The organism is Cohnella endophytica (assembly GCF_003628305.1).
Lineage (GTDB): Bacteria > Bacillota > Bacilli > Paenibacillales > Paenibacillaceae > Cohnella > Cohnella endophytica.
This window is the reverse complement of the sequence record NZ_RBZM01000003.1, coordinates 21,561-33,500: the sequence shown is the minus strand read 5'-3', so window position 1 is coordinate 33,500 and position 11,940 is coordinate 21,561. Positions and strand designations below refer to the sequence as shown.

Below are 11,940 nucleotides of genomic sequence, written 5' to 3'. Positions count from 1 at the left end.
CCTTTCGGAAAAGACCGGCCGTAATCGCTAGCCCCAGTTACTTGAGTTTGCGGGAAACGAGTTTCGCCTGCGTGAAGAGCAACAAGTAGTCGTATCCGCCCGCTTTGGAATCGGTCCCCGACATATTGAATCCGCCGAAAGGGTGAACGCCGACGAGTGCGCCGGTGCATTTGCGGTTCACGTACAAATTCCCGCAATGCATCTCTTGCGTTGCGTAAGCGATGCGTCCCTCGTCTTGGGAATAATACGATCCGGTAAGACCGAATTCGGTGTCGTTGTAGATCGAGATCGCTTCCTTGTAATCTTTCGCCCTCGAGATGGCCAGCACCGGCCCGAAAATTTCCTCCTGCATAATGCGGGCTTTAGGTGACACTTCCGAGAACACGGTCGGCTGAATGTAATATCCGTTGCCCTCGGCTTTATGCCCCCCCACCAACAGATTGCCTTCGCCTCTTCCGATATCGATGTATTCCATGATCTTATCGAAAGCTAACGGGTCGGAGACGGGACCGCTCGGGAAATCCAACTCCGGCAAGCCTACCTCCAACTCGCGGGTTCGCGCGACGATCTTGCCGACCAGTTCCTCGTACACGTCGTCGACGATAATCGCTCGCGATCCCGCCGAGCATTTCTGCCCCTGAAATCCGAAAGCCGAGGCGACGATCGCCGCCGCTGCCGCGTCGAGATCGGCGGTTTCGTCGACGACGATGCCGTCTTTGCCCCCCATCTCGGCGATGACCCGTTTGATCCAGATCTGGCCATCGCTCGTCTCCGCCGCCAGCCGGTTAATGCGGAGTCCGACCTCCTTAGAGCCGGTAAAGCTGATGAACCTGGTTTGCGGATGTTTCGTCAGGTAGTCTCCGACCTCGGCCCCGCTTCCCGGCAAATAGTTGATGACGCCAGCAGGAAGGCCTACCTCTTCCATAAGCGCGAAGAAGCGATGCGCGATGACCGGCGTGAGGGATGAGGGCTTAAGCACGACCGTGTTCCCGCTAACGATCGCGGCGGCAGTCATTCCCACGCATATCGCCAGCGGGAAATTCCAAGGCGGGATTACGATGCCGACGCCGAGCGGAATATATTCGACCCGGTTGGCTTCTCCCGGAATTGCGACCAGAGGACGATGTTCGTTCGTCTCGGACAAGCGAATCGCCTCGCGCGCGTAGAACTCCAAGAAATCGATCGCTTCGGCCGTATCGACGTCGGCTTCTACCCAGTTTTTCCCCGATTCGAGAATCATCGTCGCGGAGAAGCCATGCTTCCTCTCGCGCATCAGCTTGGCGGCGCGTAATAGATACGAAGACCGCTCCGCCGCGCCCGCCCGCTTCCATGTCTCGAACGCCGTTAGCGCCGCTCCCATCGCTTCCTCCGCGTGGGCCTTCGAGGCTTTGCATGCATAACCGACGGTTTCGTCCACGTTGCCGGGATTAACCGAACGAATCGTCTCTGCGGTATAAACTTTGTTGCCGCCTATCGTAAGCGGATAGGTTCGGCCAAACTCGGCTTTGACCGCGGCAATCGCGTCGACCATCGCTTTCCTGTTATCGGCAATCGCGAAATCCGTGAACGGCTCGTTCCGATAAACCGGCAATCCTTCTAGTGTAACCTTCGATAAGGTCATGGCAACTCATCTCCTTCCTGGAATAAGGTCACTATTATCGCCTGAACATCGACCGGACGACGAACCAAACGTTAGCCGGCCTTTCCGCGAGTCTTCGCATGAAATAACCGTACCAATCCGTGCCGAACGGAACATAGACCCTGACCGCGTAACCTTCCCGCGCAAGCTCCTTTTGCCGATAACTTCGAATGCCGTACAGCATTTGGAATTCGAATCGGGACGGTGGAATACCCCTTTCAGCCGCGAAACTCTTCACATGCCCGATGATCTTTTCGTCATGCGTGGCTACCGCCGCGAAATTTCCATGCAGTAAATGACTTTCGATCAGCCGGATGAAGTTGCTGTCGACGTCGCTTTTTAACGGATAAGCGACCTCCTGCGGCTCCTTATAAGCTCCCTTAACAAGACGAAGATTCGGCTTCAACGAAGCCAAGCGCTCGATATCGCCAATCGATTTGCGCAAGTAAGCTTGAATGACGACGCCGACCGTAGCTACGTAAGTCCCCCGAAGCTGTTCGAACATTTCGAGCGTCCTCTCGTTCCGGGCGTAATCCTCCATGTCGATGCGCACGAAATTTCCGTATTGCCGCGCCCGGTCCAGAATTCGTTTCATATTCGAGAGGCATAGGTCCGCGGAAATATCGAGGCCAAGCTGAGTCAACTTTAAGCTAAGATTAGAGCGAACTCCGGAATCTTGGATTGCATCTAGCGTGCGCAAGCAATATTCCATCATTGCATTCGCTTCTTCGGGACTCGATACGAATTCCCCAAGATGGTCGAGCGTTGCCTCGATTCCATCGGAATTAAGCTCGCGAACGGTTTGAATCGCCGTCTGCAGCGTTTCTCCGGCCACGAATCGGTTCGCGCCGAAGCGCAAGCCCCATTTTCTCGCCGTCCGATTCGCTAACGCATTCTTGGATAAGAACAGAAAGAAATCCCGGGCGATCATGATTGCACTCCCCTGTCTCCCTGCGGCATCGATCGTTTACCCAGTATATTCTCGCGAACGCAAAAAGGAGCCCGCCGCCAACTTCCCTGGCAACGAACTCCTTGCTTAACGTTGTAACTTAAGGCGCGACTTCGAGGAACTCCAAGTCCGGCATCCGCTCCATCGCGGTTCTCATCGCGTATTCGTTCTCGAACAGCGCGACGTCTACGTCGTTCTTGTCCTTGACGAGAATCGAATTGATACGGAATTTGGTCGGGTCTACTTTACCTCCGACGATCCACCGCGCGAACTGGAACTGCGTGCGGAACAATTGAATATCGACGCCGTACTCGTTCTTCATCCGATACTCGAACACCTCGAATTGCAATTGGCCGACGACGCCGAGATAGGTGTCCTCGAATGCTCCGACCGAACGGAACACCTGAACCATACCCTCTTCGGTGAGCTGGTCAAGACCTTTCAAATACTGCTTCTGCTTCAGCGCGTTCTTGATCGACACCTTGGAGAAAATCTCCGGAGAGAACGTCGGCAGCTCGTCGAACACGACTTCCTTGCCTTCGCTCAAGCTATCCCCGATGCGGAAAATACCCGGATCGAACAACCCGATAATGTCGCCCGGGTATGCCGTCTCGACGATATCCCGGTCCTGCGCAAGGAATTGTTGCGGTTGCGACAGCTTGATATCTTTACCCACGCGCACGTGCTTTACGCTCATTCCCCGTTGGAATTTGCCGGAGCAAATCCGCAGAAACGCGATGCGATCGCGGTGAGCGGGATTCATGTTCGCTTGGATTTTGAATACGTAACCCGAGAACTTCTCGTCGGTTGGATCGACCATGCCGTCCGTCGATTTGCGTTCCGTCGGTTGCGGCGCTAGTTCCAGGAAATTCTCGAGGAACGTTTGCACGCCGAAGTTGTTCACCGCGCTTCCGAAAAATACCGGCGTCAGTTGTCCCGTGCGGACTTTCTCGTAGTCGAAGGAATCGCCTGCGACATCGAGCAGCTCCAAATCTTGCGCCAGTTGGTCCGCCAAATAATCGCCGGCCATCTCGCGGATGACGGGATCATGGTAATCCTCCGTCTTGCGAACCTCGATCGAGCTATGGTCTTTCCCTTGGAACAGCTCGACTTGGTTTTTCATCCGGTCGTACACTCCGCACAGCTCGCGTCCCATGCCGATCGGCCAGTTCATCGGCACCGAGCGGATGCCGAGCACGCGTTCGATTTCCTCTAGCAATTCGAACGGGTTTTGCCCTTCGCGGTCCAGCTTGTTAATAAAAGTAAAAATCGGAATGCCACGCTTGCTGCATACTTGGAAAAGCTTGATCGTCTGGGCCTCGACGCCTTTGGCGACGTCGATGAGCATGACCGCGCTATCCGCCGCGGTAAGCGTCCGGTACGTATCTTCGGAGAAGTCTTGGTGACCGGGAGTATCCAGAATGTTAACTTGCTTGCCTTCGTATTGGAACTGCATAACCGAGGAAGTAACCGAGATTCCCCGTTGCTTCTCGATCTCCATCCAGTCGCTCGTCGCATGGCGCGCCGCTTTGCGCGCTTTGACCGACCCGGCGATATGGATCGCGCCTCCATAAAGGAGCAGCTTCTCCGTCAATGTCGTTTTCCCCGCATCGGGGTGGGAAATTATAGCGAAAGTACGGCGCTTCTCGACCTCATGCCGTAGTTCATCCGTTGCTTTTTGGCTCATCCGTGTTCGAAGTTCCCTTCACATTAAAATAACAGACTCCATTATAGCATAATATACGAAAAAGCTCCGCGTTTCCTTTCGGAACGCGGAGCTCGCTTATTCGCAACTTTATTAAGGTAATTCTTCAGGTGGATTTGTTTCCGGGCCCGGGCCCGGACCGCCCGGACCTGAACCTGGACCCGGATCTGTTTCTGGACCTGGACCTGGACCTGGACCTGGACCTGGACCTGGACCTGGACCTGGACCTGGACCTGGATAAGTTCCTGGATCTGTTCCCAACGTAGAGAACTCTTTCTTGACGACGCTTGAAAACCCGGAAGCTCCTTCGGCTACTATGTAGAGCATGTACTCTTTACTTGGAGTTAGTCCCGTTACAGTAAACGAAGTAGGAATACCGGATGAGACGTATTGGAATCCGGTTAAAGGAAGAGGGTTGGAAAACATCGCGTCCTCTTTCAAAATCTCTGGTCTGGGATTCAAATTAAGACTCTCCGAAACCATGTAGTACAACTTGCTTGCCCCTACAGTTTCGACAGTGAAATTCACATAGGTTTGATCTTCGGCCACCGTAGACACACTCAACGTCGGAGCCGGATTACTCGGAGGCGTATAAGTCGACGCAGGAGGAGCCGGAGGATTCGTCACCGTGATGACCGGCGGCGTCGCCGGAGTCTCCGGAACCGATTTGCCAAACAGCGAGGTCAAGCCCGTCACTGTGATGGTAGGGTTACTGCCGTAGCCCCAATTGAAATTTGGACGGAACTTGATCGTGATCGTTTTACCGTCCTCCGATACCTCAAAGCTGTCCAGCGTATCGTCCAGCGTAATACCGTTGATCTTGACGTTCGATAGCTTGACCGATTTCGGATCGATCGCGTCCGTAAGGGCCAGCTTCAGCTCTTTATTGCCGTCCACCGCGATGCCCTTCATCTCCGGCGCTACCGAGATTTCTTTCTTCGCCTCGTAGGCGCCCGTCAAGAGCAAATCCCGCGTAGCGTTTGTCGTGCCGCCGAATTGGCCGGCAGATCCGTTGGGCAAAAGCTTCAATTCCAAAGCTAGATTCACGTAACCTTGCGCCCAGTCTGAAACCGAAGGGTCGGTTCCCGTCTTCGACTTCGCCTCGCCCTCTTTTCCCAGAGTCCGCACGAGCAACGTCGCTAACTGCTCTTTCGTCACTTGGTCCGAAGGTTTAAACGATCCGCTCCCGTCGCCCTCCATGAGGCCTGCTTTTTTCGCAGCCTCGATATACGGAAGCGCCCAACCGTTACTTTCGTCGGCTTTCACGTCGGAAAAGGAAGACGTCTTGACATCCTTATTCACATCGAGCCCCATGATCAGTGCTGCCACTTTCGCGAATTGAGCCCGGTTCATTTCATCCTTCAGTCCGAAGCTTGAATCCCCTACTCCGTCGAATATCCCCGCTTGAAGCATCGCGTCGAACTTCGCTTTCGTCGCCGCGTCCAAATCCTTCAAATCAGTGAAATCCGTCGACGTTTTCGCCGATACCGTCGCCGCCCCAGCGCCAAATAGTATCCCCCCGGCCGTTAAGCCGGCCAACCACTTACGCTTCATACCCAATGTCTTTACCTCCTAGAAACAAATGATAATCTCAATCTAATGAGATTATCGGGTTCTAATTAATTTTTTTTGAGTTCTTTCAAAAACAAAAAAAGACCTGCAGGCTCCGAAGAGCCCGCAAGCCTTAACCAGCCCGGCATTAATGAGACAACCCGGCGCCCGCTTCCGCTTCCCGCTTGGTGAGCACTTCCTTTTTCAAGAACCAGCAAATGATAAACGCGGCTATGACGAAGAAAATCGAAATCGAGAAAATGTGCTGGAACGCGTCCGCGAACGCGAGCTTGATCCGATCCACCAGATCCGCGGCCAATCCGCTCGGGATACCGCCCGTCGTGATATTTTCCGCAGTCCCTTCGGGTAAGCGATCCGCGATGCCCGCGATGCCTCCCGTAATTTTCTGCGACAGCAGGCTGCCGAACACGCTCAGTCCGATCGTCGCTCCCAATGCCTGGAATAACTGCACCGTTCCGAGGGCGATGCCGCTGTTCTCCTTCTCGACGGACTCTTGCACGATCAGGTTATCTCCGCCGAACAAGGCTCCGATGCCGAGGCCGAGAATAAAGAAGGTGACGACGATGTAGAGGACTGTCGTATCGACGCCGACTTGCGAAAGCAGATAGAAACCGACGATCGGAAGCATGAAGCAGACGATGAACAAATTGCGGTAAGCGACGCGCGTGATCAAGAACCCATTAATGATGCTTGAAGGTATCGCTCCCGCCATAAACGCCATCATCAAGTATCCGGACGCGGTCGGCGTTAATCCCATGACGTTCTGCGCGAAAAACGGGAATGTCGCGATGCCGCCCATTATGCCGAGCATTAAAATGAACACGATCATGGACAAAACGACAACGTTGCGGTTACGGAATAGATGAAGGGGGATTATCGGTTCCTTCGCCTTCTTCTCGATATAGATCAGAAGCGCGAACAGCAAAGCCGCGATTGCCAACAATCCGATGATTGTCGGAGAAGACCAGCTGTACCCTTTGTTGTCGATGAGCACGGGAGCCATCAGAAGCGATAGAAGACCCAGCACGAGCGTTATTGCGCCGGCCCAGTCGATCGAACGCTTCTCTTCTCCTCTTTTCTCATGCATGCCCTTAGATATAACCGCCGCTGCCACGAGGCCGACCGGAATGTTGATAAGAAACACCCAATGCCAGTTTATGCTGCCGACGATTTGGCCGCCGACGGTCGGTCCCAGCAATTGCGGAATGATCATCAACGGACCGAACAGGCTTTGTATCTTCGCCCGTTGCTCCAGGGGATACGTATCTCCGATGATAACGAGCGCTAGCGGCATCAATCCGCCGGCTCCGATGCCTTGAATGCCGCGTCCGATCAGCAACCACGTCATGGACGGCGCGAGACCGCAAACGATCGAACCCCCGATAAACAAAGCGATGCAGCTTAAGTAAATCCGTTTGCGTCCGTACAGATCCGCGAGTTTTCCCAATATCGGCATGAACATCGTGATGGCAAGCATATATACGCCCGCTACCCATCCATACAAAGACAATCCGTGCAACTCGCGGATAATCGTCGGCATCGCCGTCGAGACGACCGTCTCGTCGAGCTCCGCGAAGATGAGGCCGATCAGTAAGCCGGTCAGCACGAGCGCCTTGTTATTTTTTTTCTCTTCCACTTTTACACCTACCCGATTTTGTACTGGTTTCTCCGTGCCTTGTTCGGCACGAATACCACCATACCGTTCCAATATGAACTCAATATGAACTTAATTGTCCTTGCTTCGATGCGGGCTTTAATGACCGGCCGAGTATTCTTCTTTCTCCGCGTTCGGATCCAACTTGGTATTGCCCATGAAGAAAGCGGCCAGAAGCGCTAACACGGCAGGGATGATCGCCCATGCGAAGGTGTAGACGATCGAAGAAGACAGCATCTTCGTAATCGGGTCGAGAATTTTGGGCGGAATATGCATTCGAAGTTCGGGCGTTAACAGCGCGTGCGGATCCTTCAAATCCATGCCTTTCGGCAGTTCGAAGCCCTCTCCGCCTCCGCCGGCGGAAAAGAATTTCGAAAGCTTATTCATGAACACATGGCTCTGAACGATTCCGAAAACCGTAATGCCGATCGTCATCCCAAGCGACCGGGTAAAGTTTAATGTCGCGCTGGCCGTTCCGCGTTGCCGCGCCTCTAACCCGTGGATCGCCGTATTGCCAAGCACGGAGAAGGAGGCGCCGATACCAAGACCGATTAGAATCATGTACAAGGTAACGATCAATCGTGTGGAGTCGGATTGGAGCGTTGCCACGAGGGCCGTACCCGCTACCAGAACAAGTAACGTAGGAATCATGATGTTCCGGTAGGGGACCTTCGTCATCAGAAAACCGCCTATCGTCGCCGTGACGACCGATCCTACCATCATAGGTAGCAGCACGAGCCCCGAGTTCGTGGCCGAACCGCCGAGTACGCCTTGAATGAAAATCGGAATGTAGACGGAAGCGACGATAAACGCGGCTCCGCTGAACATCGCTACGATAATGCTCGTCGCGTACAGACGATTCTTGAACAAGGCATAAGAAATAATCGGTTCCGCCACCTTGGTCTCGGTAATGAGGAAGGAAATGGCGAGTACCGCGAAGCCCGCGAACAAGCCGATGATTTCCGTCGAATCCCAAGCGAATTTCTTGCCTCCGAGCTCGAGCGCGAACATTAGGCAGACTACCGCTCCCACAAGCGTGAAAGCTCCGCCCCAATCGATTCGTTGCTTGGAATGCTCATGCGATTCCTTGTAGAAGAAAGCGATCATAATGAAGGCAATGACGCCTAGCGGCAGATTGATATAGAAAATCCATGCCCAGTGGATATGGTCCGTAATGTAGGCGCCGAGAAGCGGTCCGAAAATACTCGACAAGCCGAACACCGCTCCGAACAATCCTCCCAGCTTGCCGCGGGTTTCAAGCGGCACGGCGTCGAACATAATCGTGAACGCGATCGGAACGAGAGCGCCGCCGCCGATGCCCTGAATCGCGCGGTAAAGCGCTAGCTCGGTAATCGAATGCGCCGTTCCGCACAGGGCCGATCCTGCCATGAACACGATAATGCCGAAGATGAAAAACTTCTTGCGGCCGTACATATCGGATAGCTTGCCGAATATCGGCATGCCCGCCATTTCCGCGACCATATACGCGGATGTGACCCATACGAACTGATCCAGGCCGCCAAGCTCTCCTACGATATTGCCCATCGCCGTCGCGACGATCGTATTGTCCATGGACGCCATCAGAATCCCTAACAATAGTCCGGCGATGACGACGCCCAAATTGCTTTTTACCGGTTGAGACACGAGTTACGCACACCCTATCCTCGATAAATTTTCGATATTTCCTTTGTTCTTTCGTCCGGTTATTGTTTTACCCTTTGTTTCACGATTGCGCTCTTATGCACGGTTAACGTTTCTCCGTACTCTACGCGCCCGATCTCGCAGCCCGGACCGACCGTGACATGCTTTCCCCTTACGACCGCGGCGACCGTGTACTCTAATTGCACTCGGTCTCCTTCGATTTGATCGACCGTCAATCCCGCGTTCCCGCTCGACCGAAAAATGCTTAATAACTTCGAAGCTTTGCTGCGCTTCACCGACAAAGCCGTTCCGCCGATTTCCCGCGCCCTGCACGGACCGAACATTTTTAACTCGAGATGATCAGCGCTCAACAGCCCTTCGATGTTAAATGCCCCTTGCAGTTCGCAGGCGTCGATTTCGCAATCTCCTCCGGTATCTATGTTCCCGGTGAACTTAATATGCTCGCCGCGGAGGCCTTGCAGTATTTTAATCTCTCCTCTACCGCGCAACCTCCGCGCCTCCAAGCTGCCGCGGATCGTGCATTCCCCCGTCACTTTCAATTCGGAGGCCGCTTTCAGGCTTCCGTTGACCTCGACTTCGCCCGTGTTCGTAAACTTAAGGCAATCCACGTTGCCATGAAACTCGCTTTCTCCGATCAGCTTGACGTCGCGGAACAAACCTCCCGCCGATGTCGTCGTCCCGACCATCCTCAAATCCCTTCTCGTTTGCTCAGCCACCTGTCTTCACCTCTTTGCCGATTTTCGCTCCCGGATGAACTTTAAGCTCCGTCCGATATTCCACGGTTCCGATCACGCACCCTTTGCCGATGAAAACCCGGGAACCGCGTACAACGTTAGCCTCCGTATATTCCAGATCGATTTCGTCCCCTTCGATCGAATTCGTCTCGAGTTCGGGACTGAACCGCGGAAGCATCCATCGCCATAAAATATTCCATTTGCTCTTGGAAGCCTGTCGGACCTTGATCGATTCCACGCCGATGTCCTGCGCTCGCCCTTTCCCGTGAAGCCTTACATTCAATTGTCCGGCATTCAGAAACCCGCCGATGTTAAAGGCGCCTTCCATCTCGAGCGTCTCGAGCTCGCATTCCTTGCCGACGTTCAGAATCCCGTTAACCGAGAGACGATCACCCTTGACCGCTCCTTCGATCTTGATGTTACCGTCGACGACGGAACGACCTGCGATCAAATCGCCTTTTACCTTCATGATTCCGTCGCAATCTATTTCCTCGGCGACCAAGTTTCCTCTGACCTTCGTAACCCCGTTCGCATCGAACGTGACCGCGGACACATCGCCGTTAACCGTGCCGACTCCGTCAACCTTCACGCTCGAATACTCTCCGCCTCCGGCATTGCTTACCCCGTTAATGATCAGATCGGGTTTCCCCGCGCCTACTGCCATCTGCAATTCCTCCTACATCAATTTTGCTTTTAATTGTTCGATGCATTCGTTCATGGATAGTCGCGCGATCAGTTTGACTCCGCTCTCGTAATAAATATCGGCCGGTACCGACAGCAACGCGAAAGACGACACGCCCATCTTACGAGCGAATAACAAATCGCATGCTTTGCCTTCGAATTTCGGAAAATGCTCCCTCATCGTCTGCAGCAATCGTTCGCCTTCTTCCATGCTCATGTCGCCCGCATGGAGCAACTTATCCGCGACGAAGAAGTAAAGCAGTCGCTCGAACGTATATACGATAGAATCCGAATCAACGGACGCGAACCTTTCGATGACCACATTCGAAACAATGTTACGTTTCATTAAATCCGCTTTGCGCAATTCATACTCCGGAAGCAAGGGGGAAAACTGATCCGCGAGTTCATCCAACGACAAATCATCTTTCATGTTCATGATTTTATCGATACGCGCTAAGATCAAATCCCGCGGGAAAAACGTTTCCTGGCCCGTAAACGTCGATTTTCGGATAAACCAGTCTTCGGGAATGAGCTGCTTTCGTTTCCAACGGTACAATTGACCGTAAGAAATGCCCTTTTCGTCGAGCAGTTCCTTTTTGGATATTAAATTCGGTTCCATGATCATCCCTCCGCCATTAATGTAACATAACACTGTTACGCTGTAAAGACCAAAAAAAGAGAGAACCCAAAGGTTCTCCCATCTTCAACGTTGTATACGCCGATTAAGCCATCAAGAAAGCCCGAGCCGGAGCGGCATCGATGCCGGTCAGCTTTAACGGAGCGATCACGAGCGTATAGTTGCCCGCTTCGACGTCTTTCAAGCGTACGCCCTCGACGATGATCACGTCGTTACGCATAAGCGTCCGATGCGTCGGATACTCCGCTTGCGCGCGCTCGATCCCTAGAGCGTCGGAAGCGATTAATCCTACCCCGATATCCGCCAAATACTTCGCCCCGTCCTCGCGGAGGAACGGGAAGTCCATCAGGAACTCCTCGCTGAGCGAGCTTGCCGTCTTGAATAACAAGCGCTCGCCGCGCTGAATGGCGAACGGAACGAGATCATCCTTCGTGATGCAATCTACGACGTGGGTGAGATCGAGCACGCGAGCCGGTCCGACTAGGCGCTCGAGCGTAATCGTCTCGATCGTTGCTCCGCCCGCGAGCATGTGCAGTGGTGCGTCTACGTGCGTACCCGTGTGCGTGTTCATCGTAAGCAAGCTTTCATGCGGCTTGCCTTCGTCATGGTTCTGCACGTTCGAGATGCGCGGCTTCTTCTGCTCGTAGTTTTTCCACACTTGCATGCTTTCTTCTACGGTCATCGTAATATCGTAAATATTAGGCATA

General features: G+C 53.7%; 10 protein-coding genes. All 10 read right to left on the bottom strand.

Annotation, left to right across the window (positions count from 1 at the left end):
• Nucleotides 1-37: 37 nt before the first annotated feature.
• The 10 genes from pruA to D7Z26_RS05400 all read right to left on the bottom strand — a co-directional run bounded on the left by pruA (nt 38) and on the right by D7Z26_RS05400 (nt 11,939).
• The gene (pruA, locus tag D7Z26_RS05445; RefSeq protein ID WP_120975064.1) at nt 38-1,621 is read right to left on the bottom strand and encodes an L-glutamate gamma-semialdehyde dehydrogenase; all 1,584 of its coding nucleotides are present in this window, start codon (nt 1,619-1,621) and stop codon (nt 38-40) included.
• Between the two features lie 34 nt (nt 1,622-1,655).
• Nucleotides 1,656-2,570 carry a proline dehydrogenase family protein gene (locus tag D7Z26_RS05440; protein WP_120975063.1) on the bottom strand — a complete coding sequence of 305 codons (915 nt, stop codon included), beginning with the start codon at nt 2,568-2,570 and terminating at the stop codon, nt 1,656-1,658.
• 118 nt (nt 2,571-2,688) lie between these two features.
• Nucleotides 2,689-4,275 (bottom strand): peptide chain release factor 3, encoded by a 1,587-nt coding sequence (locus D7Z26_RS05435; protein WP_120975062.1) that lies wholly within the window; start codon nt 4,273-4,275, stop codon nt 2,689-2,691.
• A 111-nt stretch (nt 4,276-4,386) separates the two neighbouring features.
• Nucleotides 4,387-5,847, bottom strand: coding sequence for an S-layer homology domain-containing protein (locus D7Z26_RS27425; RefSeq protein ID WP_199731673.1), 1,461 nt, complete (start codon nt 5,845-5,847; stop codon nt 4,387-4,389).
• Between the two features lie 145 nt (nt 5,848-5,992).
• The gene (locus D7Z26_RS05425; RefSeq protein WP_120975061.1) at nt 5,993-7,501 is read right to left on the bottom strand and encodes an MDR family MFS transporter; all 1,509 of its coding nucleotides are present in this window, start codon (nt 7,499-7,501) and stop codon (nt 5,993-5,995) included.
• A 117-nt stretch (nt 7,502-7,618) separates the two neighbouring features.
• Nucleotides 7,619-9,163, bottom strand: coding sequence for an MDR family MFS transporter (locus D7Z26_RS05420; protein ID WP_120975060.1), 1,545 nt, complete (start codon nt 9,161-9,163; stop codon nt 7,619-7,621).
• Nucleotides 9,164-9,222: 59 nt separating this feature from the next.
• Nucleotides 9,223-9,897: a hypothetical protein gene (locus D7Z26_RS05415; protein WP_147423830.1), complete on the bottom strand. Its 675-nt coding sequence runs from the start codon at nt 9,895-9,897 to the stop codon at nt 9,223-9,225.
• Complete coding sequence (locus tag D7Z26_RS05410) at nt 9,890-10,579, bottom strand: bactofilin family protein (RefSeq protein ID WP_120975058.1); 690 nt, start codon at nt 10,577-10,579, stop codon at nt 9,890-9,892. Before D7Z26_RS05410 ends, D7Z26_RS05415 begins: the two co-directional genes overlap by 8 nt.
• Before the next feature lie 12 nt (nt 10,580-10,591).
• Complete coding sequence (locus tag D7Z26_RS05405; RefSeq protein WP_120975057.1) at nt 10,592-11,215, bottom strand: YhbD family protein; 624 nt, start codon at nt 11,213-11,215, stop codon at nt 10,592-10,594.
• Nucleotides 11,216-11,318: 103 nt separating this feature from the next.
• The gene (locus D7Z26_RS05400; RefSeq protein ID WP_120975056.1) at nt 11,319-11,939 is read right to left on the bottom strand and encodes a cyclase family protein; all 621 of its coding nucleotides are present in this window, start codon (nt 11,937-11,939) and stop codon (nt 11,319-11,321) included.
• Between the last annotated feature and the right edge of the window lies 1 nt (nt 11,940).

Excerpts from the sequence above, each read along its gene's own strand:
- pruA (WP_120975064.1), bottom strand. The coding sequence starts at position 1,621 with ATGACCTTATCGAAGGTTACACTAGAAGGATTGCCGGTTTATCGGAAC.
- D7Z26_RS05440 (WP_120975063.1), bottom strand. The coding sequence starts at position 2,570 with ATGATCGCCCGGGATTTCTTTCTGTTCTTATCCAAGAATGCGTTAGCG.
- D7Z26_RS05435 (WP_120975062.1), bottom strand. The coding sequence starts at position 4,275 with ATGAGCCAAAAAGCAACGGATGAACTACGGCATGAGGTCGAGAAGCGC.
- D7Z26_RS27425 (WP_199731673.1), bottom strand. The coding sequence starts at position 5,847 with ATGAAGCGTAAGTGGTTGGCCGGCTTAACGGCCGGGGGGATACTATTT.
- D7Z26_RS05410 (WP_120975058.1), bottom strand. The coding sequence starts at position 10,579 with ATGGCAGTAGGCGCGGGGAAACCCGATCTGATCATTAACGGGGTAAGC.
- D7Z26_RS05405 (WP_120975057.1), bottom strand. The coding sequence starts at position 11,215 with ATGGAACCGAATTTAATATCCAAAAAGGAACTGCTCGACGAAAAGGGC.
- D7Z26_RS05400 (WP_120975056.1), bottom strand. The coding sequence starts at position 11,939 with ATGCCTAATATTTACGATATTACGATGACCGTAGAAGAAAGCATGCAA.